22 protein-coding genes and 1 tRNA gene are annotated in these 22827 nt (G+C 64.0%); 12 read left to right on the top strand and 11 right to left on the bottom strand.

Annotated features, from left to right (window positions below):
- Positions 1–10: 10 nt before the first annotated feature.
- The 5 genes from KBY73_RS05830 to carB are packed head-to-tail and all read right to left on the bottom strand — an operon-like array spanning position 11 to position 6851.
- Positions 11–1024, bottom strand: coding sequence for an ABC transporter substrate-binding protein (locus KBY73_RS05830; RefSeq protein WP_254936127.1), 1014 nt, complete (start codon positions 1022–1024; stop codon positions 11–13).
- Positions 1005–1868 carry an ABC transporter ATP-binding protein gene (locus tag KBY73_RS05825; protein WP_254936126.1) on the bottom strand — a complete coding sequence of 288 codons (864 nt, stop codon included), beginning with the start codon at positions 1866–1868 and terminating at the stop codon, positions 1005–1007. Before KBY73_RS05825 ends, KBY73_RS05830 begins: the two co-directional genes overlap by 20 nt.
- Positions 1865–2755 carry an ABC transporter permease gene (locus tag KBY73_RS05820; RefSeq protein WP_254936125.1) on the bottom strand — a complete coding sequence of 297 codons (891 nt, stop codon included), beginning with the start codon at positions 2753–2755 and terminating at the stop codon, positions 1865–1867. Before KBY73_RS05820 ends, KBY73_RS05825 begins: the two co-directional genes overlap by 4 nt.
- A gap of 32 nt (positions 2756–2787) precedes the next feature.
- Positions 2788–3486: a DUF3386 domain-containing protein gene (locus tag KBY73_RS05815; RefSeq protein ID WP_254936124.1), complete on the bottom strand. Its 699-nt coding sequence runs from the start codon at positions 3484–3486 to the stop codon at positions 2788–2790.
- 26 nt (positions 3487–3512) lie between these two features.
- Positions 3513–6851, bottom strand: a complete 3339-nt coding sequence (gene carB / locus KBY73_RS05810; protein WP_254936123.1) for a carbamoyl-phosphate synthase large subunit — start codon at positions 6849–6851, stop codon at positions 3513–3515.
- A 97-nt stretch (positions 6852–6948) separates the two neighbouring features.
- On the opposite strand from carB, the gene KBY73_RS05805 reads away from it, so the two are divergent.
- The 6 genes from KBY73_RS05805 (at position 6949) to KBY73_RS05780 (ending at position 11317) form a co-directional block, all read left to right on the top strand.
- On the top strand, positions 6949–7584 hold the full coding sequence (locus KBY73_RS05805; protein ID WP_106632970.1) for a DUF3318 domain-containing protein: 636 nt from the start codon (positions 6949–6951) through the stop codon (positions 7582–7584).
- The gene (gene rsfS / locus KBY73_RS05800; protein WP_254936122.1) at positions 7577–7987 is read left to right on the top strand and encodes a ribosome silencing factor; all 411 of its coding nucleotides are present in this window, start codon (positions 7577–7579) and stop codon (positions 7985–7987) included. Before KBY73_RS05805 ends, rsfS begins: the two co-directional genes overlap by 8 nt.
- 5 nt (positions 7988–7992) lie before the next feature.
- Positions 7993–8475, top strand: a complete 483-nt coding sequence (locus tag KBY73_RS05795; protein ID WP_254936121.1) for a CGLD27 family protein — start codon at positions 7993–7995, stop codon at positions 8473–8475.
- 19 nt (positions 8476–8494) lie between these two features.
- A complete protein-coding gene (locus tag KBY73_RS05790) occupies positions 8495–9466 on the top strand; it encodes an asparaginase (protein ID WP_254930077.1) in 972 nt (323 codons plus the stop codon).
- A 43-nt stretch (positions 9467–9509) separates the two neighbouring features.
- Positions 9510–9586 (top strand) — tRNA-Met (locus KBY73_RS05785).
- An 84-nt stretch (positions 9587–9670) separates the two neighbouring features.
- Entirely contained in the window at positions 9671–11317 is a 1647-nt protein-coding gene (locus KBY73_RS05780; RefSeq protein ID WP_254936120.1) for a GMC oxidoreductase, read from the top strand.
- Between the two features lie 153 nt (positions 11318–11470).
- Here KBY73_RS05780 and KBY73_RS05775 read toward each other — a convergent pair whose 3' ends face one another.
- The gene (locus tag KBY73_RS05775) at positions 11471–11779 is read right to left on the bottom strand and encodes a DUF2811 domain-containing protein (protein ID WP_315858404.1); all 309 of its coding nucleotides are present in this window, start codon (positions 11777–11779) and stop codon (positions 11471–11473) included.
- 406 nt (positions 11780–12185) lie between these two features.
- The gene (locus KBY73_RS05770; RefSeq protein WP_254936119.1) at positions 12186–13307 is read right to left on the bottom strand and encodes a sirohydrochlorin chelatase; all 1122 of its coding nucleotides are present in this window, start codon (positions 13305–13307) and stop codon (positions 12186–12188) included.
- 77 nt (positions 13308–13384) lie between these two features.
- Between KBY73_RS05770 and KBY73_RS05765 the strand changes: the two genes are divergently transcribed.
- From KBY73_RS05765 to KBY73_RS05755, 3 genes are read left to right on the top strand one after another with little or no spacing between them, the layout of a single operon-like run.
- Entirely contained in the window at positions 13385–14047 is a 663-nt protein-coding gene (locus tag KBY73_RS05765) for a ParB-like protein (RefSeq protein WP_254936118.1), read from the top strand.
- Positions 14048–14097: 50 nt separating this feature from the next.
- Positions 14098–14544 (top strand): universal stress protein, encoded by a 447-nt coding sequence (locus KBY73_RS05760; RefSeq protein WP_254936117.1) that lies wholly within the window; start codon positions 14098–14100, stop codon positions 14542–14544.
- Between the two features lie 36 nt (positions 14545–14580).
- Complete coding sequence (locus KBY73_RS05755) at positions 14581–15252, top strand: hypothetical protein (RefSeq protein WP_315858403.1); 672 nt, start codon at positions 14581–14583, stop codon at positions 15250–15252.
- Here KBY73_RS05755 and KBY73_RS05750 read toward each other — a convergent pair.
- Positions 15249–17648: a glycogen/starch/alpha-glucan phosphorylase gene (locus KBY73_RS05750; protein ID WP_254936116.1), complete on the bottom strand. Its 2400-nt coding sequence runs from the start codon at positions 17646–17648 to the stop codon at positions 15249–15251. The two genes, KBY73_RS05755 and KBY73_RS05750, sit on opposite strands and share 4 nt — an antisense overlap.
- Positions 17649–17825: 177 nt before the next feature.
- Between KBY73_RS05750 and KBY73_RS05745 the strand changes: the two genes are divergently transcribed.
- The gene (locus KBY73_RS05745; protein WP_254936115.1) at positions 17826–19994 is read left to right on the top strand and encodes a glutamine synthetase III; all 2169 of its coding nucleotides are present in this window, start codon (positions 17826–17828) and stop codon (positions 19992–19994) included.
- Between the two features lie 16 nt (positions 19995–20010).
- Here the strand turns inward: KBY73_RS05745 and KBY73_RS05740 are convergent, their stop codons facing one another.
- On the bottom strand, positions 20011–20724 hold the full coding sequence (locus tag KBY73_RS05740) for a hypothetical protein (RefSeq protein ID WP_254936114.1): 714 nt from the start codon (positions 20722–20724) through the stop codon (positions 20011–20013).
- A 281-nt stretch (positions 20725–21005) separates the two neighbouring features.
- Between KBY73_RS05740 and KBY73_RS05735 the strand changes: the two genes are divergently transcribed.
- Entirely contained in the window at positions 21006–21209 is a 204-nt protein-coding gene (locus KBY73_RS05735) for a hypothetical protein (RefSeq protein WP_254936113.1), read from the top strand.
- 9 nt (positions 21210–21218) lie between these two features.
- Here the strand turns inward: KBY73_RS05735 and KBY73_RS05730 are convergent, their stop codons facing one another.
- Together KBY73_RS05730 and KBY73_RS05725 are read right to left on the bottom strand one after the other, a co-directional pair.
- On the bottom strand, positions 21219–21506 hold the full coding sequence (locus KBY73_RS05730; protein ID WP_254936112.1) for a hypothetical protein: 288 nt from the start codon (positions 21504–21506) through the stop codon (positions 21219–21221).
- Between the two features lie 94 nt (positions 21507–21600).
- Positions 21601–22242 (bottom strand): DUF3721 domain-containing protein, encoded by a 642-nt coding sequence (locus KBY73_RS05725; RefSeq protein WP_254936111.1) that lies wholly within the window; start codon positions 22240–22242, stop codon positions 21601–21603.
- 112 nt (positions 22243–22354) lie between these two features.
- Here KBY73_RS05725 and KBY73_RS05720 point away from each other — a divergent pair, with 112 nt between their 5' ends.
- Positions 22355–22804 carry a PilZ domain-containing protein gene (locus KBY73_RS05720; RefSeq protein ID WP_254936110.1) on the top strand — a complete coding sequence of 150 codons (450 nt, stop codon included), beginning with the start codon at positions 22355–22357 and terminating at the stop codon, positions 22802–22804.
- Positions 22805–22827: the final 23 nt, after the last annotated feature.

The following is a 22827-nucleotide window of genomic DNA, read 5'->3' as shown; positions in this document are numbered from 1 at the left end:
GGGGTGGGCTCTAGCTCACCACCTTCTGAGCTTCCTTGATCAGCTCCTCAGGCAGCGTTACCCCGATCGCTTCGGCGGTGGCCTTATTCACCATCAACTCCGTTTTGGTGAGGGGCTCGAAGGCCATCTTGGCCGGCGATTCTCCCTTCAATACCCGCACCGCCAGCTTGCCTGCGGCGTAGCCGTCATCGAAGTAGGCCCAGCCGATAGTGGCCAGGCAGCCGGGCAGCTTGATGTCGTCGGCATCCACCGAATACACGGGAATCTTCTTCTCTAGGCCCACCTTGGCAATCGAGCCAAAGCCCTGAATCGTGGCGTAATCGCCAATCTTCACGAAGGCCTCGACCTTCTTGTCGGCCAGCACCTGGGCGGCTTGCAGCACTTCGCCGGAGTTGGCCACCGACTGCTCCACAACGGTGATGTTGCGTTTAGCCGCCTCCTCCTTAAGCACCTTGGCTTCGTATTCGGAGTTGGGCTCGCCGGGGTTGAAGATCAGGCCCACGGTCTTGAGCTCAGGGTTGATTTGGCGTGCCAAATCGAGCTCCTTGCCCACCGGGTTGGTGCCGATCGTGCCGACCACGTTTGGCTTGTGCTGACCCACGGCACCCGGAGGCGTGCCCGCTCCAGCACCCCAGGGATTGGAGCAATAGCAGAACACCACAGGAGTGGTTGCTGGGGCCACCTTCATGGCGGCCTGCAGGGGCGGGGTGCCCACCGCCAGGATCATGTCCACCTGGTCGCCCACAAACTGCTTCATCACCAAGGTGGTGTTGGGCAGCTCGCCGGCGGCATCCTTCTGGATGAAATTGACGTTTTTGCCAGGGATGTAGCCAGCTTCTGCCAGGGCCGCTTCAAAGCCCTTGCGGGTGTTAGTTGGAGGCGGGGCTTCCACCATCTGCAGCATGCCGATGGTGGGGCCTTTCACCTTGGTGCCGCCGCCGAGCTTGCCGCAGGCGGAGAGCACCACCGTGCTCACAGCGCCGGCCCCTACCAGGCTCAGAAATTCACGACGCTGAAGACCCATTTGTGGCACTGGAAGACTGCGGGGCAACTATGGCGGCGCCATACATCGCCCGCAATGAGGACGGGTCGAGATGTTCACGCTCGGCAGCATTCCAGTCGCCGATCAAGCCACCTTCATGGAGCATCACCAACCTGTCGCCGTGGCTCAGGGCCTGCTCAAGGCTGTGGGTCACCATCAAGGCGGTAGTGCCCAGCTGACGAACCAACCTTTCGGTGAGCGCCATCACCGTTGCTTCGGCCCGGGGGTCAAGGGCAGCGGTGTGCTCATCGAGCAGCAGCAGATCCGGTGAACCCAGGGTTGCCATCACCAAGCTAAGGGTCTGGCGCTGACCTCCGGAAAGCTGACCCACCGGTTCATCGAGCCGGTCGGCCAAGGGCAAGCCCAGCTCGCCCAGCAGCTCGCGGTAGCGCCTGCGGTCGCCGCCATTGGGATGGATGCCACCAAAGGCACTAATCAAAAAACCTGCTGCAAACCTGGCTGGCCTGTTGCGCCGCTCCGCCAGCCGCAGGTTTTCAGCCACAGTCAGCCCCGGACAAGTGCCCTCCAGAGGGTTTTGCATCACCCGGCCGATCCAGCGGGCCCGCTGGTGATCTCGCAGGCGGTGCAGGGGGCGGCCACCCAGGTGGATACGGCCAGCTCCGTGGCGCAAGGTACCCGCCACCAGATTGAGCAGGGTGCTCTTGCCAGAGCCGTTGCTGCCAATCACCACCAGAAACTGGCCGGGGGGGCAGCTCAGCGAGAAACCGCTGAATAATTGCCGCCAGCCCGATCCAGGCAGGGGATGGCCCCAGCTGAGCTCTTCAACGCTGAGACCAGGGACTCTTAGACCCGAAGCCGTACTCATTGCTCCTGCCTCCCTTGGTCTGCCGAAAGACCGGGTATGCGCAGCCGTCCGAAAGCCAGGGCGATCAACAGCAGCAGGGCCGTTGCCAGCTTGAGATCAACCGGTTCGAGGCCCAACTGCAGCGCGATGGCGATCATGGTGCGGAACAAAATCGCCCCAACCGCCACCGCCAGCAGGGCCCAGGGCAGCGAGCGCGGCCGCAGCACCGCTTCGCCAATGATCACCATGCCTAGTCCGAGGATCAGCGAGCCGATGCCCATGGTCACATCTGCAAAGCCCTGATAGGTGGCAACCAGCGCCCCGGCCAGGGCCACCAGACCATTAGCAGCAGCAATTCCCACCGTGAGCCCGCGGCGCTGGTTGATGCCGTTGGCGCGGGCCATGGTGGGGTTGTTGCCTAGGGCGCGCAAAGACAAGCCGAAATCGGTGGCCATCAGGAAGGAGATCAGCAGGATCATCCCAACGGTCGCCAGGGTTAATCCCACGGCCCATTGACCATCCAGGCCCAGGCCCAGGTCGGGCAGGGCCAGAATTCCAGCTGGGGTTTCAGAGAGGGGGATGTTGGAGCGCCCCATCAGGCGCAGGGTGATCGAATAAAGGCCCGTGGTGGTGAGGATGCCTGCAAACAGATCATTCACACCTAGCCGGGTGTGAATCAGGCCGGTAACCATGCCAGCCAAGCAGCCAAACAAGATCGCCAGCCCCAAGGCCACCGGCACCGGGGCACCCTGGCTGATCAACACCGCAGCGGTGCCACCTCCCAGGGCAAAGGAGCCGTCCACCGTGAGGTCTGGAAAGTTGAGGACGCGCAGCGTCAGGTAGGTGCCCAGGGCCAGGCCGGCATAGGCCAAGCCCTGGTCGTAGGCACCAATCCAAAGAGAAAACATGGCTGCATTGTGCCTAGCAGCGGCCTCTTGGCTTAAGCCAAGGGGGCAAGATCCTCGAAACGAAACACCTGGTGGCCGGCCGGCGTGTCGCCATGAGCAGCGGTCTCAACCACCCGCTCGCTCAGCACCCAGGGGCCAGCCTCGGTAAGCGGCACAAAGGTGTCGGTGAAACGGCTGATACCCCCTTTAGCTGCGCCGGTTGCCGGATCGGCGTACTGGCTGGTGTAACTACGGCTCAAGTAGCCGCTGCCGGTGTCTGTTGTGCTCTCGGTGAAGATCGTCACCACGGTGCCGTGGATGTGGCGATGCACCATCGTCACCACATCACCCTTGATGCGATAGCGATCACCTTCGTTTTTGCCGCCCACGATCACTTCAGTGCCCACTGGGTCGGTGTCGCCGGCGCTGAAGGTGTTAGCTCCGTGGGTTTGCTCAAAGCTGCGCCGCACCCGGTGGATCGCCACCTCCCACAGTTGGGAGGCCAGGGCCTTGTGAATCTCCTCATCAGCGACGCCAGTCACCGTGGCCTTGAGGTCGGCGCCCACCACGAAGCTGCCCTCGACACGCCTACCTTCTTGAGCCGCATCACCGGGTTGCTCCCAGATGCAGCGGCCCTGATAGCCACCGAAATCCGGCTCCCAGGTGTAGCGATTTTCATAGGCGGCCCGGAAAGCCGCCGTGCAGTCGCTGCCTGAGGTGATCTGGTTGCTGACTTGGGTGCTGGCTGTCAAGGCGGGATCTATCTGGCCCCCTAACCCTAACGAGTGAGTCCGGGGTGGATGTCCTGCAGGGCATTCACCTCGATGGTCTGCTGCTGCAGCGCTGTGATCGCCTCCACCGCCGCCCGGGCCCCGGCCAGGGTTGTCACCGTCGGCACGGCGTAGTCGAGGGCCGCCCGGCGCAGATATTTGTCGTCGTGGGCAGCCTGGCGGCCGATCGGGGTGTTGATGATCAGCTGAATGCGGGCCGAGCGGATCGCGTCTTCAATGTTGGGTCGGCCCTCATGCACCTTGAGGATTGATTCCACCTGCAGGCCAGCGGCTCTAAGGGCCTCGGCGGTGCCACCGGTGGCGATCAGGGCAAAGCCCAGCCCCACCAGCCGCTCAGCCACGGGCAGCAGGGCCGGCTTGTCGCGGTCGTGGGTGGAGAGAAACACCGTGCCCTTGGTGGGCAGAGCCTCATTGGCGGCCAGTTCGGCCTTGGCATAGGCCATGCCGGCGGTGGAGGCGATGCCCATCACCTCACCGGTGCTGCGCATCTCCGGACCCAGCAGGGTGTCGGAACCCGGAAAGCGCTTGAACGGCAGCACCGCCTCCTTCACCGTTTGCAGGGGCGGGATGGGTTCGGCCGTGAGCCCCAGCTCCGCCAGGGTGCGGCCGGCCATCAGCTGGCTGGCCACCTTGGCCAGGGGCACGCCGGTGGCCTTAGCCACGAAGGGCACGGTGCGGGAAGCCCGGGGATTTGCCTCGATGATGAAAACCCGCTCGCCCTGCTCAGGGTCGATTTGCACCGCAAACTGCAGGTTGATCAGGCCGCGCACCCCCAGGGCCAGCGCCAGGTCCCGGCTCCAGGCGCGGATCGTGGCGAGAGCCGCCTCGCTAAGGCTCACCGACGGCAGCCAGCAGGCCGAATCGCCCGAATGAATGCCGGCCGGTTCGATGTGCTCCATCACACCGCCAATCAGCACCACCCCATCTCGATCGCAAAGGGCATCCACATCCACTTCAATGGCGTTATCGAGGTATTGGTCGATCAGCACTGGGTGGTCGGGCTCCACCTGTACCGCTTCCACCATGTAACGGTTGAGCTCGGCTTCGTCGTAGACGACCTCCATGGCGCGCCCGCCCAGCACGTAGCTGGGGCGCACAACCACCGGATAGCCAACGCGCGCGGCGATGGCCCGAGCCTCAGCCTCACTGCGGGCCAGGCCGTTGCGGGGCTGGCGGATGTCCAGCCGGCGCAGGATCGCCTCGAACTGCTCCCGGTCTTCAGCCGAATCGATTGATTCCGGTGAGGTGCCCCAGATGCGACTGCCGGTGGCCAGGCCCTCGGGAGAGGCCAGCCAGCGCAGCAGCGGCATCGCCAGCTTCAGCGGCGTTTGGCCACCGAACTGCACGATCACCCCCTCGGGATGCTCCACCTCAATCACGTTGAGCACGTCTTCGAGGGTGAGCGGCTCGAAATACAACCGATCACTGGTGTCGTAATCGGTTGACACCGTCTCCGGGTTGCTATTCACCATCACGGTGGCGAAGCCTTCCGCCTGCAGGGCGAAGGAGGCGTGCACGCAGCAATAGTCGAATTCGATGCCCTGACCGATGCGGTTTGGCCCACCACCCAGGATCATCACCTTGCGACGGCTCTCCGGCTGCACCTCATTTTCCGGCGGCACGATCTCGAGCGCACCGGCGGCGTTGAGCCGCTCCAGCGGCCGCTCATAGGTGGAGTAGTGATACGGGGTGCTGGAGGCAAACTCCGCCGCACAGGTGTCGACGGTTTTGAACACGGCATTGATGCCCAACCCCTGACGGTGGCGCCGCACCGTGAGTTCATCGCTACCAGTAGCCCAGGCGATCTGGCGATCGGAGAACCCCAGCTGTTTGAGCTCCAGCAGGGCGGCGGCATCGAGTTGCTCCAGCTGCCGGCCCCGCAGCAGCCGCTGCTCAGCATCGAGGATGCAGCGCAGCTTGGCCAAAAACCAGGGATCGATGGCGCTGAGCTGGTGGATCTCGTCGTCGCTGCGGGCGGCGAGCATCGCCTCGCGCACGGCAAAAATGCGCTCAGGCGTGGCGGTGCGCAGGGCCCGCTCCAGGACGGTGGGATCGGGGGCAAGCGTGGGGTCACTTGCGGCATCGGGGCGGTCGCAACCCCAGCCGGCGTGGCCCGTTTCTAAGGAGCGCAACGCCTTTTGGAACGACTCCTCGAAGCAGCGACCGATAGCCATCGCCTCGCCCACCGACTTCATTGAAGTTGTGAGCAATGCGGGGCTGCCGCGGAACTTCTCAAAGGCGAAGCGGGGAATCTTCGTGACCACGTAATCAATCGTGGGCTCGAAGCAGGCCGGGGTGGCACCGGTGATGTCGTTGACGATTTCGTCGAGGGTGTAGCCCACCGCCAGGCGGGCGGCGATCTTGGCGATTGGAAAGCCTGTGGCCTTCGAAGCCAGCGCCGAGCTGCGCGATACGCGCGGGTTCATCTCGATCACCACCACATCGCCGTTGGCGGGGTTGATCGCAAATTGAATATTGCTGCCGCCGGTGTCGACGCCGATCTCGCGAATGATCGCGATCGACTGGTCGCGCAGCCGCTGGTATTCGCGGTCGGTGAGGGTTTGGGCCGGTGCAACGGTGATCGAATCACCGGTATGTACCCCCATCGGATCGAGGTTTTCGATGCTGCAAACGATCACCACGTTGTCGGCGCTGTCGCGCATCACCTCCAGCTCGAATTCCTTCCAGCCCAGCAGCGACTGCTCCACCAGGATCTGGGAGACGGGGCTGGCCTCTAGGCCGCTTTTGCAGAAGGCGCGGAACTCCTCGGGGTTGTAGGCGATGCCACCGCCGCTGCCACCGAGGGTGAAGGCCGGCCGGATGATGCGGGGGTAGCTGCCAATGACCTCGCCCACCCGCTCGGCCTCCTCCAGGGTGTTGGCGATGCCGGAGGGACACACCGCCACGCCGATCCGCTCCATCGCCTCCTTAAAGAGCAGCCGGTCTTCCGCCTTGCGGATCGCCTGCAGGTTGGCGCCGATCAGCTCCACCCCGTGCTTTTCCAGGGTGCCGTTTTCAGCCAGGGCTACCGCCAGATTGAGAGCGGTCTGGCCGCCCATCGTGGGCAGAAGGGCATCGGGCTGCTCGATCTCAATCACCCGGGCCACCACCTCGGGCGTAAGGGGCTCGATGTAGGTGCGATCCGCCATGTCCGGATCGGTCATGATCGAGGCCGGGTTGGAATTCACCAACACCACCTCAAAGCCTTCCGCCCGCAGCGCTTTGCAAGCCTGGGTGCCGGAATAATCGAATTCACAGGCCTGGCCGATCACGATCGGTCCCGAGCCCAGCAGCAGGATGCGCCTTAGGTCCGTGCGGCGGGGCATAGGGGGTGGGCAAGCCAAACCTGCCTAGCCTCTCACGCCCCCCTGGCAGCAGCTGCGGCTGGAATCGCTAACCTGATCGATAACGCGGAAGCCCTAGATGAGTGAGCTCCAGCGCCTGAAAGGGCTGCTGCCCCCTGAATTGCAGAGCTGGGTATTTGTCGAAGCGGCCGCCTCGGTGGAACCGCCCCTGATCACCATCGAGGAGATCGGCCGCGATGAAGTCGAAATTCAGGTCGACCTGGAAAGCTGGGATGGGCTGGCAATCGATCATCGCAATCTGCTGTTTTGGCACGAGGTGGGCCGCGTCCAGAACGATGCGGTGCCCCGCGACGGTTGGGAGATGGCGGCCCTGGCGATCGGCCTGGGTGGAGCCATCGGTGAGCTGTGGGTGCAGGACGGCCTCCTACTGGTAATGGCCCTGGGCCTATCCGGCTTTGCCGGCTACCGCCTTTACCTCAAAAACAACTCCGAAAAGCGACTGCAGGACGCCATCGCCGCCGATGAGCGGGCCATCGACCTAGCCACCCGCTTCGGTTACACCCTGCCCAATGCCTACAAGAGCCTGGGCGGCGCCCTCAAGGAGCTGGTGGAGCAGACCCGCAAGAAAAAGAAGCGCGCCTTCTACGAAGACCGGCTCGAGGCACTGCGCAAGAGTGCCGGCAAGGCCCGGGCTGAAATGGCCCAGCAACAGGGCTCGCGTCAATCCGTCACCAGTGAGAACGTCTATGGCTGATTCCCCCGCTGGCAGGTCCACGACCCACCAGGAGCTCGACAGCGAGCAGCTGGCCAAGCTGGCGGCAGAAGCCTGTGACGACCGCAAGGCCGTGGACATTCGTCTGATTCGCGTTGACGAGGTTTCGTCGTTGGCCGATTGGTTTGTGATCTGCAGCGGCCTCTCCGACGTGCAGGTGCGGGCCATCGCCCGCTCGGCTGAGGATCAGATCGAGGAGACCACCGGCCGCCTACCCCTACGGCGCGAAGGCCAGAAGGAGGGCCGCTGGATGCTGCTCGATTACGGCGAAGTGATCGTGCACGTGCTCACCCCCAGCGAGCGCACCTACTACGACCTCGAATCCTTCTGGGGCCACGGTGAACAGGTGCGCTTCGTAAGCTCAACCCCAGCAGTTTCTCCCTGAACGCCATGCCGTGCCCGGTGCCGCCCGAGCAACGGCCCCTGCAGGAATACGAGCAGTTGCTGGCCTCCTGGTTTTTCGTTTGGCCGTCCCACGACCTGCCAGGTCTGTTGCGCCCCTTAGCCACCAGCTGGCTGTTGCTGCTGCCCCTCTCCACATTGGTGGCCAGTGGCAGCTGGGTGTTGCGCCACCACCCTGCCCAGCTGGTGCTGGCGGGCATGGTGGCTGCAGTGGCGCTGCCGATGCTGCTGCTCGTGCGCCAGTGGCTCGGTTGGAACTACGTGCACCGCCGCCTGATCTCCGAGCGGGTCGAATACGAGGAATCAGGCTGGTACGACGGACAGGTGTGGGAAAAGCCCCTGGCCTGGCGCCAGCAGGACCTGCTGGTGGCCCAGCACCAGGTGCAACCGGTGCTGCGGCGGCTGCAGCAGGGTGCAGCCCTGGCGGTAATCCTGGCCCTGGTGGGGGCCAGCCTCTGTCAGGCTCTTTGAGACCAGCTCCTGGGCTCTAGTGACCCTGTCCTCCAGTTTCGGTGGCACCGCCCGCGGGGGCGTCCCTCCCCTAGAGGTGCGGCTGCTGCGCAACGGCATCGTTGAATCGCGCCACCGGGTGCACGCGGTGGTTTGCGACGGCCGCGGCCGCGTATTGATGCGGGCAGGAGATCCCCAGCAGCTGAGCTTTGTGCGCTCTGCCCTAAAGCCCTTTCAGGCCACGGTTTTTGTGAGCAGTGGCGCCGCCGACCACTGCAACTGCGGCGAGCGGGGCCTGGCGATCGCCTGCGCCAGCCACACCGGCACGGCCATGCACGCCCGCGAGGCCTTCAAGCTGCTTTGGGGCGCTGAAATCGAGGCCGAGCAGCTGCAATGCCCCGTGCCCGACTGCGGCAAAAGCCCCCTTGAGCACAACTGTTCCGGCAAGCACGCCGCCTTCCTGGCCACCTGCCGGCAACTGAACTGGAGTACCGAGAGCTACCTACAAAAAGAGCATCCTCTGCAGCAGGAGGTGCTCAAGCGCGTGGGCGATTTGCTCGCCCTGCCAGCCGCCGAGCTGCTCACCGCCCGTGACGACTGCGGCGCCCCCACCCTGCAGCTGCAACTGGCCCAGATGGCCCTGCTCTACGCCCACCTGGGCGCCGGCAGCCAGGCAGATCTGGAGCGCCTCAGCCGGGCGATGTTGGCCCACCCCGAACTAGTGGCCGGCGAGGGGCGCTTTGACACCGAACTGATGCGCGGCGGCCACGGTCAAGTGGTGAGCAAGGGAGGAGCTGAAGGCATCCAGTGCCTCAGCCGCGTCGGTGAAGGCATGGGGGTGGCGATCAAGGTGGAAGACGGCTCCGCCCGAGCCAAGCAAGCCGTAGCCCTGCACCTGCTCGAGCAGCTCGACTGGCTAACGCCGATAGCGCTTGAAGAGCTGCGCACCCGCTTCTTGATCCCAGCCCCCCATCTGCGTCTGGAGGTGATCGGCGAGCTGCGCTTCGACTGAGCGGCAGTACTAGGCACTTCGACTGGTATGGTTAAGAGGTCGACGCGGGGTAGAGCAGTCTGGTAGCTCGTCGGGCTCATAACCCGAAGGTCGCGAGTTCAAATCTCGCCCCCGCCACCACTTCCCAAAGCCCCGGCAGTCTCCTGTCGGGGCTTTGTTGTTTGAACGTTCACCTGCGCTGCCCCAGCGATCACCGCCCAGAAGATGGCCATCCCCGCCAGCGTGACCCAGCCCGACGCCATCGTGGTGGGCTCCGGCGCTACCGGCGGTGTGGCTGCCATGGTGCTGGCCGAGGCGGGGTTGCGGGTGCTTGTGCTGGAGGCCGGTCCTGAGCTCTCATCCCGCCAGGCCTTCGGCAGCGAACCGCTGAATACGGCCCGACGTGTGGCCCACATCGCCAGCGGCCAGCAACGCCTGCAGCGCCACCATCCGGGCTTCTGGAAACACAATCCCCAGCTGTTTGTCGATGAGCGGCTCAATCCCTACTCCACCCCAGACGACGCCCCGTTTTTGTGGAGCCGGGGCCGGCAGGTGGGGGGCAAAAGCCTCACCTGGGGAGGCATCACCCTGCGCCTTTCCGACTACGAATTCGGTGCCGCTGAGCGCGATGGCCAGGGGGCAAGCTGGCCGATCGGCAGCACCGAGCTAGCGCCCTATTACACCCGCCTTGAGCAGTTGCTGGAGGTGCACGGCGCCTGCGACGGCCTGCCCCAGCTGCCCGATGGCCACTTCCAGGCGCCCTTGCCCTTCACCCCGGGCGAGCGCCACCTGCAGCGCCGCATCGGCGACGAGCTCGGCCTGCCCCTGATCCACTCGCGCGGTTTCAACCTGCACCGAGGTGCGGGCTGGCCCCGCTCCGCCAGCCAGGGGCGCACCTTGGCACGGGCCCTGGCAACGGGGCGCACCCAGGTGCGCAGCAACGCCGTGGTGAGCCATCTACTGCTCGACGGCGACCGGGCCCGGGGAGTGGTGCTGGTAGACGGCAAATCGGCAGCCCACGAGCGCATTGAGGCGCCCTTGGTGGTGCTCTGCGCCTCAACGATCGAGACCCTGCGGATCCTGCTGCACTCGAGCGAAGCCCACCAACGCGGCGGCCTAATCGATCCATCCGGCAGCCTCGGTCGTTATCTGATGGACCACATCTCCAGCAGTCGCTTCTTTTCGATTCCCGGGGTGCCGGCCCTGGATGGGCCCAGCGAACTTTCAGGGGCCGGTAGCTGCTTCATACCCAACACGGTCAACCTTGACGCTGGCAGCGAAGCTGATTTCTGTGGCGGCTACGGCCTCTGGACTGCCCTTCAGCGCTTTGATCCACCCGCCCTGCTGCAGCGCCGCCGTGGCGAGGCGGTTGGCTTTCTAATCGGTCACGGCGACGTGCAACCCAACGCCGACAACCAGGTGACGTTGAACGGCGAACAACTCGATGCCTGGGGGCTACCCACCGCCCACATCAACTGCCGCTGGGGGGCAAACGAGCAGCGCCTGGTGGCCCACATGCACCGGCGCATGGAGGCGGTGGTGGCAGCTGGTGGGGGGCAGATCAGGCCCATCGAAGAGCTATTTGTGCTGCCGCTGCTGGAGCCCTGGATCCGCACCAGCCTGGCGGTAAGCCCCGAGGCGCCACCACCTGGCTACTACATCCACGAACTCGGCGGCGCCCGCATGGCAAGCCAACCCGAGGCAGGTGTGGTGAATCACCTCAACCAGTGCTGGGGCGCCCCCAATGTGCTGGTAGTCGATGGGGCCTGCTGGCCCCGGGCCGGCTGGCAGAGCCCAACCCTCACTGAAATGGCCATCACCTGGCGCGCTTGCGAAGCCGCTGCCGCCAGGTTGCGCCAAGGAGCCCCATAAACCGGTTGCAATCCGGTGTCTATCGCCACAACCGGCTTGAGCAACCCTGCTCACAATGGCAAAGTCGACCTCTAAAGGGTCGGGCAAGGGAGACCCAGGCGGAGGTTGGCCCCTCCGTCTTTTTTTTGATAACTGCCACCAGGTTTAAAAAATTCAGCGGCGCAGGAACAGGCCGTTGAGGTAGTGCTGGCTCACTCCCTTATCGGCGCAGCCGTGCTGAAAAAGAAAGCTGGAAAGAGCTGAGGAGATCAAGCGGTATTGATCCCACTGGGGGTGGCTGCGCAGGAACTCACGCATGCCATCGAACAACACCTCTGGCACCTCCGCCTCCAGGCTGATGCTGCCGGCTTCAGCCTCCACTAAAACTTCTGCGCAGCTGGGCTGCTCCATACAGCGCTGGAGGTGACTGCGCTCGGCTGTCATTACGAAATAAGAGTTTGGGGAGGCCTCAGTAGGCCACATCGCTGCCATGTCCGTCAAAGCCTGAAAGCCAAGGCGAAACCACACCGTTCTCAACTGAGATTGCCTGTGCCGGCGGTTCCACAAGGGGCAGCGAGAATTTGCAAAGCCTGCGAGGGCGGCCGCCGCCTGTGCTGTCAAGGTCAGAGAGAACAAAAGCCGCTATTCCCCAACAGGCAGGCCTGAACTGGCTCAAAGGCCCCTGTTCTGGGGAAAAACCCTAATAAACCGGGGAAAAGACGCCAAAAATGGGGAAAGGGATAACCAATCAGCAGAACTGATGAGCTGGAGTCTCGCGAGACTTCCGGCGCGCCGAGAAGACTGAGCCAGGTCAAACCAACTGGATTAATTCCGATTTGGGCCTGCAACGCAGATTTAGCTGCTGATCCCCTGACATCTCCCAGAGGGCTCAGCTGCTGCTGCCCTGGCGCAGGGTTGTGGGACCGAGGGGATGGTCCGCGTGGGGGTAGGGCGGATGGTGATGGCTGTGCCCGTGGTCGTGGCTGTGGCCGTGGTCATGGCTGTGCCCGTGGGAGTCATCGTGGCTATGGCCGCCCACTGGAATCGGCACGCCATCGGGCTGGCAGGCACCGGTGCACTCGCGCTCACAGAGGTCACAGCCGTCGGTGAGCCCCTCAACGTGGTGATGGTGGCTGTGCTGGGGCGCCCCAACCTCAGTCTCAAAGCCGAGCACTTGGGCCCGGTATTTGCACAGCGAACAATTCATGTTGGCGTCACCGCGCACCACCTCAGCCACCCGCTCCACAAAGGTGTCCAGCACTAGGGGGTGATCAGCCAGATAGGAGGCCTTCAGGAACTCCACCTCGGGATGGTCCTGGGCCACCCTCTCGGTGTGCTGCTGGATCCGGCTCACCAGCACCCCGGAGAACAGGAAATAGGGGAAAACGACAACCCGGCGATAGCCAAGTCTCACCACTTGGCGCAGTCCAGGCTCCACCAACGGAAAGGTGACCCCGGAATAAACCGTTTCACCCCAGCCAAAACCAAAACCCTCCACCAACATCCGCGTCACCTTGGCGACATTGGAATTGGCATCGGGGTCGGACGAGCCCCGGCCCACCACGACCAACATTGTTTCGTGCAGGGGCACCTCTGCAGCGGCCCCATCGAGAACTTCGCGAATCCGGGCCCCGGCCGCCTGAATCATCTTCAGGTCAACGCCCAGTTCGCGGCCGTAGTCGATACGCAGGCCCGTCTCGGCCGCGTAGGTATTGAGCACCGAGGGGATGTCGTTTTTGGCGTGGCCCGCTGCAAACAACATGGCCGGCACGGCAAGCACGTGGCTTACGCCACGAGCCCGCAGCGCCTCCAGGCCATCGCGCAGGATCGGCCTGGCAAATTCCAGGTAGCCGTATTCCACAGGCACCTCGGGCAGCCGTGCTTGGAGGCCCTTAGCCAGCTCGGCAAATTCGGCTACTGCCAGCCGATTGCGGCTGCCGTGGCCGCAAACCAGCACCCCGATCGGGCCGTGGGGGCCAGCACTCAGGTCGGGATGGGAGGGGGAAGCCATGGCCACTCGCACTTGAGGGCGACCCTATTCCGGGAAGCAGCGGGCCAGGATGGGGATATCCGGGCTGCCTTGACGTCATGGCCCTGCGCCTTCCCCCATACCAGCCGTTGCCGGCCCCGCTCCCGGGGGGTGAGCTGCTTGAGGTGCCCATCGCCCAGCTGCGCCCGACCCAGCTCTGCGTGGGACTGGCTGAAGTGCGCAGCAGGCTGCGTGATTTCGGTGCCGAAAATGCCCGCGAACGCCGCTCCTACCTGGGCAGCAAGCCCGTGCCGCTGGTGCGCAGCGCTGCTGGCAGCGTATGGATGGTCGACCGCCACCACCGCCTACGGGCCCTGATCGAGATCGAACCCGACGCCACCGCCTTCGGCTACGTGGTGCTCGAGCTCGACAGCCCCGACCCCCAGCAGGTGCTTGCTGCCCTGCATCAACGCGGCTGGCTCTACCTCTATGACGGCAGGGGATTGGGGCCCCTGCCCCCCAGCGCCCTGCCCGAGCAGCTCACAGGCCTACAGGACGACCCCTACCGCAGCTTGGTGTGGAAGCTGAAGCAGGAAGGGGTGCTAGGTGCCGCACCGCTGATTCCCTTCCACGAATTCCGCTGGGGGGCCTGGCTGCGCAGCCGCCCCCTGCCGCCCTTCAGCTCCGAACAACTCGAGCCAGCGCTGCCCCGCGCCCGCGCCCTGGCCCGCTCCCGCGCCGCTGCCCACTTAGCTGGCTGGAAAGGCTCAGGCAGTTGCTAGGCGGCGCCAGCTGCCCCAGGCTGGAGCTCCACCGCCCCCCTGCGCCGTAAATGCCATACAGCCACCTGCTGGTGCCCACCGATGGCTCCGAGCTCTCAGGCAAGGCCGTGCAGCAGGCGGTGGCGCTGGCCCACAGCCTGGGAGCTCGCATCACCTTTTTCCACGCGCAATCCAACTTCCCCATCTCCCTAGTGGGCGTGGGTGAGCTGGTGGACCCCAATACGGTGACCGCCCTAGTGCAAGCCGCTCGCCATGGCGCCGAGCAAATTCTGGCGGCAGCCGCAGCCGCGTCCCAGGCCGCCGGGGTGGTCAGCGACCAGGACACCGTGGTTAGCGCCACGCCCTATGCGGCAATCGTGGAGGCGGCAGGTCGCCATGGGGCTGATCTGATTGTGATGGCATCCCATGGCCGCCGCGGCCTAGAGGGGGTGCTGCTGGGCAGCGAAACCCACCGGGTGCTTACCCACAGCAGCTGCCCGGTGCTGGTTGTGCGTTGAGCTCCGGCCACTACGCTGCCTGCTACAGCAACAGGCGTGCCGGTGGCTAAGGACGAAACGAGCAGGGGCGAAGAACTGCAGGGCCTGGGCTGGACGCCTGAGGAAGTGCGCCAATACGAGGAGCTCTGGGAATACCGGCAGCGCTGGGGCGCCATCAACCTGGAGCCGGAAGATCGGGTGTTGCTGCGGCGGGCTGAAGCAGCCCTGCCCAAGCGGGTTGCCCATGGCAAGAGCTCGCTCAAAAAAACACTGCAGCAGAAATCTCACTACCGCTGGCTGTGTCTCTATCGAGACGCCATGCTCGCCGCCGCCGAAGGCCTTGGCCTGCAGCCCGGCGAAGAAGCTGCCTGGGTGATTCTGCTCGAGGCCGAGTTACGAGCCCTGGATCACTACGAGCCGGTGCTGGGGTTACCTGACACCCTCAAGGCCAAGGCCCTACTGCCGGCCCGGGAGGCCTGGATCGCAGCCATCGCCGCCCAGGGGCGGGAGCTCAGCTTCGACTTCGACGCACCGCTGGAAGCACTCAAGCAGCAGGAAGCCACCAGCTGGAAGCCCCTGCGCAACGTTGGGGCCCGCTCCTATCCGGTGCTCGAAGCTGGCGCCGCTGCCGACTTCCGCACCCAGATGAACCAGGAGGTAGCCCAGCTGATCCGCTCCAGCTTCCCCTCGCTTAAGGACAGCGACAAGCCGGAGCCCCCGAGCGCCTAGGGCGCCGGAGCAGCGGCGCTGGCCTGCACCGGCACCCGGCCCACCTTCCAGATGCGCTCGGCGTAATCAGCGATCGAGCGATCACTGCTGAAGAAGCCACAGCGCATCGTGTTGTGCAGCGACATCCGCGCCCAGCGGCCCCGGTCGAGCCAGGCTTCATCCACGGCATTTTGAGCCCGGCGGTAGTCGGCCACATCCGCCATCACCCGGAAGGGGTCGTGGCTGGTGAGGCTGGCAAGCAAGGGGTGGAAGAGCTCGCCATCACCCTCGCTGAAGTAGCCCGAGCCGATCAACTCCAGGGCCTGGCGCACGGCCGGGTCCTGCTCGATCCAGGGCATCGGGTGATAACCGCTGTGGCCCAGCTGCTCGATCTGCTCCGCTGTGTGGCCAAAGAGAAAGAAGTTCTCCGCCCCAACGCAATCGCGGATTTCGATGTTGGCCCCATCGAGGGTGCCAATCGTGACCGCACCATTGAGAGCCATCTTCATGTTGCCGGTACCGGAGGCCTCCTTGCCAGCGGTGGAGATCTGCTCGGAGAGATCCACCGCTGGATACACCAGCTGGCCCAGGCTGACGCTGAAATTGGGCAGGAACACCACCTTGAGGCGGCCATCCATGGCCGGGTCCATGTTGACCACGTCAGCGATACCAACCAGCAGGCGGATGATCAACTTGGCCAGGGCATAGCCCGGAGCCGCCTTGCCACCAAACACAAAAGTGCGCGGCGGCAGGTCTTCACCGGCGCGAATGCGCAGATAGCGCTCCACGATCTGTAGGGCCGCCAGGTGCTGGCGCTTGTATTCGTGGATGCGCTTCACCTGCACATCGAAGAGGGAGGTGTGGTCCACCAGCACCCCCAGCTCGCGGCGCATGTACTGGGCGAGGCGCTGCTTGCCGAGATCCCGCACCGCCTGCCAGCGCTCCAGGAACGCAGGGTCGTCGGCAAAGGCGGCAAGCCCTTGCAGCTCCTCGAGGTGGGTGCGCCAGCGATCGCCGATCGCCTCATCGAGCAGGGCCGCCAGCGGTGGGTTGGCCACCGCAAGCCAGCGCCGCGGTGTGACGCCGTTGGTGACATTGGTGAAGCGCTCCGGCCAGATCCGGGCCAGATCAGCAAACAGGTGCTGCTTCAGCAGGGTGCTGTGCAGCTCGGCCACGCCGTTGACGTGGTGGCTGCCCACCACAGCCAAGTGGGCCATGCGCACCCGGCGCTGCGGGCCCTCCTCAATCAGGGAAATGCGCTGCAGGATTTGGGAATCGCCGGGATAGCGAATCCGGGCCATGCGCAGGAAGCGGGTGTTGATCTCGTAGATGATCTCCAGCTGGCGGGGCAGCAACTGCTCAAACAGCTCCACGCCCCAGGTTTCAAGGGCCTCAGGCAGCAGGGTGTGATTGGTGTAGCTGATGCTGGCGGTGGTGATCGACCAAGCGGTATCCCAATCGATGCCGTGCTCATCCATCAGCAGCCGCATCAACTCAGCCACGGCGATAGCTGGATGGGTGTCGTTTAGCTGCAGCGCAAACTTGCGGTGGAAGTCGGTCACCTCCAGACCCTGGCCCCGCAGGATGCGGAACATGTCCTGCAGGGAGCAGCTAACGAAGAAGATCTGCTGGGAGAGGCGCAGCCGCTTGCCCTGGTCCAGCTCGTCGTTGGGGTAAAGCACCTTCGAGAGGGTCTCCGCCTGCATCTTGCGCAGCACGGCCCTGGTGTAGTCGCCGGCGTTGAAGGAAGCGAAATCGAAGGCCTCAGGAGCCACCGCCGACCAGAGCCGCAGGGTGTTCGCTGTGTTTACGCCGTAGCCCAGGATCGGCGTGTCGTAGGCGACGCCGATCACGGTGTGTTCACCGATCTGCACCGGATAGCTCCACTCCGGCCGGATCACCTCCCAGGGATTGCCATGGGCCAGCCAGGGATCGGTGCTCTCCACCTGGCCGTGGGGGGTGATCTGCTGGCGGAAGATGCCGAATTCGTAGCGGATGCCGTAACCGATCGCTGGCAGCTCCAGCGTCGCCATCGACTCCTGGAAGCAGGCGGCCAGTCGACCTAAGCCACCATTACCAAGACCGGGTTCGGGCTCCTCGGCGATCAGCTCCTCGAGGCTCAAGCCCAAGCTGGTGCAGGCCTCCCGGGCTGCCTCCACCAAGCCCAGATTCACCAGGTTGTTTTCCAGGTGCGGGCCCAGTAAATATTCCGCCGACAGGTAGGTGGCCGTGCGGACATGCTCGCGGGTGTAGGTGTCGGCGGTGTCGACCCAGTTTTTGAGCAGGCGATCACGCACCGCTAAAGCCAGGCAGCGGTAGTGGTCGTGGCTGGTGGCCAGGGAGCTGGACTTGGCCTGACTGAAGAAGAGATGCCTTTGCATCGACTCCTTCAGAGCCTGGCTATCAGCTGAGGCCATACCTGACTCCCTACAAAAAGAAAGTCTGGGGCTGGCACCTCAAATTCGCAGGAGCGTGGTCACGGTTACCGCACACGCCAAGCCGGGGCCAATCGCGCCGCTGGTATCAACCGCAGCAAAGCTTGGAGGGAGGAACAGCTTTGGGTAGGTGGAGTGACGTTCAGTGGCGAACTCCCCATGCCCTCCCAACCACGCCTTCAAGCCCTCGACAAGATTCTCAGCCGCCCCGCCGCCCCAACAGCTCCGATTCAGCCCCTCGATGAGCTCTGGGCTAGCGACGTATTCACCCTCGACAAGATGAAGGCGGCGCTGCCGAAGGAGATCTTCAAATCGGTGCAGCGCACCATCAAGGAGGGCAGCAAGCTCGATGTGTCGGTAGCCAACGTGGTAGCCCAAGCGATGAAGGAATGGGCCACCGCCCGAGGTGCCCTGTATTACTCCCACGTTTTTTATCCGCTCACCAACTCCACTGCCGAGAAGCACGACGGCTTCATCTCACCCCAGGGCGACGGCACGGTCTTCACAGAATTCACCGGCAAGGTGCTGGTGCAGGGCGAGCCCGACGGCTCCTCCTTTCCCAATGGCGGTATCCGCTCCACCTTTGAAGCCCGCGGTTATACCGCCTGGGACATCACCAGCCCCGCCTGGCTGATGGAGACGCCCAACGGTGTAACCCTCTGCATCCCCACCGTCTTCGTCTCCTGGACCGGCGAGGCCCTCGACAAAAAAACCCCCCTGCTGCGCTCGATCGCAGCCGTAAATAAACAGGCCCACAGGCTGCTCAGCCTGCTGGGGGAAACCACCATTGCCCCGGTCAACTCCAGCTGCGGCGCCGAGCAGGAGTACTTCCTGATCGACAGCGCCTACGTGCCCCTGCGGCCAGACCTGCTGCTGGCCGGTCGCACCCTGTTTGGTCGGCCCTCGGCCAAGGGCCAACAGTTTGATGACCACTACTTCGGCGCCATCCCGGAGCGGGTGCAGGTGTTCATGCAGGAGGTGGAGCGGCAGATGTACCGCCTGGGGATTCCGGCCAAAACCCGCCACAACGAGGTGGCCCCATCCCAGTTTGAGATTGCGCCTTTCTTCGAGGCCGCCAACGTGGCCACCGACCACCAGCAGCTCACCATGACCCTTCTGCGCAGCACGGCGAAGAAGCATGGTCTGGCCTGCCTGCTGCACGAGAAGCCCTTCGCCGGCATCAACGGCTCTGGTAAGCACGTCAACTGGTCGATCGGCAACGCCACCCAGGGGAACCTGCTCGATCCAGGCAAGACGCCCCATGAAAACCTGCAGTTTCTGATGTTCTGCGGAGCGGTGATCCGCGGCGTGCACATGTATGGCCCCCTGCTGCGGGCCGTGATCGCCACCGCCAGCAACGACCACCGCCTCGGCGCCAACGAAGCGCCCCCGGCAATCATCTCGGTGTATCTGGGCAGCCAGCTGGAGGATGTCTTCAACCAGATCCGCGAGGGCCGGCTCTCCGGCTCGGCCCTCGGCGGCGTGATGGACTTCGGCGTGGACACCCTGCCGGAATTCGACAAGGACGCCGGCGATCGCAACCGCACCTCGCCGTTCGCCTTCACTGGCAACCGCTTCGAGTTTCGCGCCGTCGGCTCCAACCAATCGGTGGCTGGCCCGCTTGTGGCCCTGAACACCATCCTGGCCGATTCCCTCGACTGGATCTCCAGCGAGCTGGAGGCCAAGCTGGCCAGTGGCTACGGCCTGGAAGAAGGGGCTCTGGCCGTCCTCAAGACCCTGATCGAACAGCATGGCGCCGTCGTGTTTGGCGGCAACGGCTACTCCGATGAGTGGCACCGCATGGCCGTGGAGGAGCGGGGCCTGGAAAACCTGCGCACCACCGCCGATGCCCTGCCGGTGTTGGAGCGCCAATCAATGCGCGAGCTGTTCGAGCGCACCGGCGTGCTCTCGGCCGTGGAGCTGCAGAGCCGCTTTGAGGTTTACGCCGAGCAGTACATCCTGGCGATCGATGTGGAAGCCAAGCTGGCCGTCCAGATCGCCCGCACCCAGGTGTACCCGGCGGCGATCCGCTACCTCGGCGAACTAGCTGAGTCCCTGCAACTGCAGAGTTCCCTAGGCATCCAGGTATCGCCGGAAACCCCAAAGGAAGTGGCTGGACTATGCCAGTCGTTGATGAACATCAGCGGCCAGCTGCAAAGCGCCATCGACAATCCCCCCCACGGCACCGAAGCCCACATGCGCTACTCGGCCGACACCCTGGTGCCCTTGATGGGCGACCTTCGCGTGGTGGTTGACAGCCTGGAGGCCCTGGTTGACGACAACCTCTGGCCCCTACCCACCTACCAGGAGATGCTGTTCGTGCGTTGAGCCAGGCTGCGCCCGCTCACTGGGGAAAAACGCTGATGCGGGCGCGTTCTAGATAGCTGGGGTCAGCCATCGTGTCGACCTCAAAGCTGGTCCAGGTGGCGCTGGGTTCAGGGCTGCGCTCAAGCAACGGCCACTCGATACGCCGGCGCTGATAGGTGAGGCCCACACAGGTAAGCGCCTGGTCATCGGCCATCAGAGACCAGAGCACATGCACCTCGCCGCGGTCATAGGCGATCGGAAGCTCCTGCCCCCCCTGCTCTGGCAACCATCCCGGCGCCAGGGTCAGGCCAGTCTGATTTTCCCAACACAGGTAGGAGCCGTTATCAGTGGGATAAAACCAGCAGGTTTCATTGGCTGCCTCAGCCAGGGGGAAGCGATCAAGCAGCTCCACCTCCTGCACTTGCAGCCAGGAGCCGTCGGCGGGGCCTCTAACGGCGTAGACGCCGATCCACAGGGAGGGCACGTCAAAGTGAGTCACCACGGCATCGCAGATCAGGGAACGTCGCTCTGGCGCTGAGCCGAGGGGATCTTCGCCGGCGATGGTGGCGCAGCCACTAGCTACCAGCTCATCGAGGCTGCCCTGCCATTGATCTGGCATCCGAAACAGCCTCAGACCCCGGCCGCGATCGGGACCTTGTTGGCCTTGGGCAGCAACCAAAGCCTCCCAATCAACGCCCTCTTCGGGCAATTCCTGGCCCCTGGACAGCAGAAAGGCTAGGGAATGGAGCATGGGTGCCTGCACAGGTCAGGGGCGCAGTAAAAGCGGACCCTAGAAGCCCTTAGCGTTTAAAGCGGTGTTCATGGCTGCCGGTCAAAGCACTAACTCCACGATCACAAAGCCCACAAGGGCCGCCAGAGCTAGCAGGGATGGCACACGCATCGACTTTTTTTGCCGTTCAATTCTTAAGCAAATCCTAGGAGCGCTGGCTGGCCCTGGATTGGGATCGGGGAGGTCTTCACATCTCTTGCTCCTGAGAGACTGGGGTCATCAGCAATCCAGCACCTCCACCGATGCCGAGCCGCGACGGCAGCCATCGCACAGCTTTCAGCCTGCTGCTACTGCTTGGGGTGGCCATCGGCCTACACGTTTACGCCGTACGGGTGAAAGAGGTAAAACCGAGTCGCCGGCTGCCTAAAACCAGTCTTAGCCCCGATGGCCAGGGGGTCGTGGCCGGGTCCCAATCCAGCCGGATTCGGCGACTGATTGAAGACTGAAAGCCAGCCTCAGCGCTCGAAGGCAAGGCCCACTAAAGAACGTTTGGCACCCTTGACCTGCCAGCAGCCCTTGACCGGCCGGTAGCCACAGCCACGGCCATGGGCCTGGGTAATTAAGACGCCATGGCCGCCGGGGCATATATCGAGCTTTGGGTCAACCCATATCGCCACGCCACCGGCACTGAAGTTGGCGATATCAACGGGAATGACAGGCAGCACCCTTCCCTCCCACTGCAACCAACCCTCCATGGGGAGCTCTACTGGCCAACGCTGACCCTCGCGGAGGTTGAAGAACACAGCCAGAGGCCTGTTTCGCAGGCGAAATCTGGTCACCGATCTCATAAAACCCCCACAACGCAGGCCAGAGCAGACCGATCGCGCCAAGCGCGCCTCACCTCTTCTTAATTTTAGACCCATCTGACACTGGGTGGGCCGCAGTGCCTGCAGCCTTGTCATAAGACGCTCCAGAAGCGCAAGGCATCCAGATCGAGCCCATGGCATGGGCGCCCTCACAGCCGAGCGCCTGGGCCCGCTGCTCAGCCAAAGCTTTGGTTGTGAACTTGTCTGAACTGGGGTGGAGCTGGTGGGCGTCCAGGCCTGAGTAGGGGCTGGTGACGCAACGGCCTAGGGCCAGCAGCCTGGCCTGCTGGGATCGTCCACCCCCGGGTGACAGGGCAATCAGCTGGAAGTCCATCGAGGGTTGGTCAATAAAAAGCTTCACCAATTCCCCTTGGGCCTCACCAAATGCACCGTCCTTGAGAAAAAGATCTATCTGAATGCGGTAACCCGCTAGCTGGTAGGTCCCTGCTGAACGCCTGGCATCGCGCATGTCGTTGAGGTGGTCTCCAGAGTCTTTGAACTCGTTGAGCACGGTGGCGTTGCGGCTGTCAGCGGCAAGATGCACGTGAAAACTGCGCTGCTTGTCTGTTGTGCAGTCAACCACCAGGGCATTGGCAGCCTTCCAAGTGGGTCGCTCCCCGGAGCACCCCGCCAGCAAGCCGCTGACCACCAAAATCGCAACAGCAATGCGCATCTCGGCAAACTAATCAACAAGTCGGGGCGGCTGGCTGAGGCGACACCCCATTCAGCAACACCACTTGCGAGGATAAAGATGGCTATTTCTCAAAGCCAGGTGGCGCAGACCAATGGTCAATGACAGCCAACCTCCCTTCCGAGCACCGGGCCGGGACCGCCGCGGCGAAAGCGATCGCCGAGCAGCACGCCGGGATGCCAGCAAGGGTTCGGACCGTCGTGGCACTCCCCGCCGGGCCTACGTCCGCCGTCCTGCCCCCCTTGGAAGTGGCGCTCTCCAAGGGGAGCTAGTGGGCAGCGACGGGGTGCGCTGCATTATCAAGGTCTGGGATTTGGGGGAAGGCGGAGTGTGCGTTTTCACCCAGAGCACCATCGAAAGCCTAACGGGCGACAGCTTCACGCTGACAATTTTTGATCACTACGAACGTCTCGACCACCGTATGGAAGCCCGGCTGGCTTGGCGCACCCAGGAGGGCATCACCTTTTTTCTCGGACTGGCCTTTGAAACGCCGATTGAATCTGGCCTTTTTTACGAGCGTTATCTCGCCCCTAGCCAGCGATGAGCGTCGCCTAGGCCACTACGGGG

It is taken from the genome of Cyanobium sp. Tous-M-B4 (genome assembly GCF_024345395.1).
Classification (GTDB): domain Bacteria; phylum Cyanobacteriota; class Cyanobacteriia; order PCC-6307; family Cyanobiaceae; genus Cyanobium_A.
This window is presented reverse-complemented; position numbering and strand designations above follow the sequence as displayed.

What these genes read in the sequence shown, in the direction of transcription:
- KBY73_RS05735 (WP_254936113.1), top strand. Translation starts at nt 21,006, where the DNA reads ATGCCGAGCCGCGACGGCAGCCATCGCACAGCTTTCAGCCTGCTGCTA.
- KBY73_RS05725 (WP_254936111.1), bottom strand. Translation starts at nt 22,242, where the DNA reads ATGCGCATTGCTGTTGCGATTTTGGTGGTCAGCGGCTTGCTGGCGGGG.
- KBY73_RS05740 (WP_254936114.1), bottom strand. Translation starts at nt 20,724, where the DNA reads ATGCTCCATTCCCTAGCCTTTCTGCTGTCCAGGGGCCAGGAATTGCCC.
- KBY73_RS05770 (WP_254936119.1), bottom strand. Translation starts at nt 13,307, where the DNA reads ATGGCTTCCCCCTCCCATCCCGACCTGAGTGCTGGCCCCCACGGCCCG.
- KBY73_RS05805 (WP_106632970.1), top strand. Translation starts at nt 6,949, where the DNA reads ATGAGTGAGCTCCAGCGCCTGAAAGGGCTGCTGCCCCCTGAATTGCAG.
- KBY73_RS05760 (WP_254936117.1), top strand. Translation starts at nt 14,098, where the DNA reads ATGCCATACAGCCACCTGCTGGTGCCCACCGATGGCTCCGAGCTCTCA.
- carB (WP_254936123.1), bottom strand. Translation starts at nt 6,851, where the DNA reads ATGCCCCGCCGCACGGACCTAAGGCGCATCCTGCTGCTGGGCTCGGGA.
- KBY73_RS05830 (WP_254936127.1), bottom strand. Translation starts at nt 1,024, where the DNA reads ATGGGTCTTCAGCGTCGTGAATTTCTGAGCCTGGTAGGGGCCGGCGCT.
- KBY73_RS05750 (WP_254936116.1), bottom strand. Translation starts at nt 17,648, where the DNA reads ATGGCCTCAGCTGATAGCCAGGCTCTGAAGGAGTCGATGCAAAGGCAT.
- KBY73_RS05720 (WP_254936110.1), top strand. Translation starts at nt 22,355, where the DNA reads ATGGTCAATGACAGCCAACCTCCCTTCCGAGCACCGGGCCGGGACCGC.
- KBY73_RS05745 (WP_254936115.1), top strand. Translation starts at nt 17,826, where the DNA reads ATGCCCTCCCAACCACGCCTTCAAGCCCTCGACAAGATTCTCAGCCGC.
- KBY73_RS05775 (WP_315858404.1), bottom strand. Translation starts at nt 11,779, where the DNA reads ATGTGGCCTACTGAGGCCTCCCCAAACTCTTATTTCGTAATGACAGCC.
- KBY73_RS05820 (WP_254936125.1), bottom strand. Translation starts at nt 2,755, where the DNA reads ATGTTTTCTCTTTGGATTGGTGCCTACGACCAGGGCTTGGCCTATGCC.
- KBY73_RS05795 (WP_254936121.1), top strand. Translation starts at nt 7,993, where the DNA reads ATGCCGTGCCCGGTGCCGCCCGAGCAACGGCCCCTGCAGGAATACGAG.
- rsfS (WP_254936122.1), top strand. Translation starts at nt 7,577, where the DNA reads ATGGCTGATTCCCCCGCTGGCAGGTCCACGACCCACCAGGAGCTCGAC.
- KBY73_RS05780 (WP_254936120.1), top strand. Translation starts at nt 9,671, where the DNA reads ATGGCCATCCCCGCCAGCGTGACCCAGCCCGACGCCATCGTGGTGGGC.
- KBY73_RS05765 (WP_254936118.1), top strand. Translation starts at nt 13,385, where the DNA reads ATGGCCCTGCGCCTTCCCCCATACCAGCCGTTGCCGGCCCCGCTCCCG.
- KBY73_RS05825 (WP_254936126.1), bottom strand. Translation starts at nt 1,868, where the DNA reads ATGAGTACGGCTTCGGGTCTAAGAGTCCCTGGTCTCAGCGTTGAAGAG.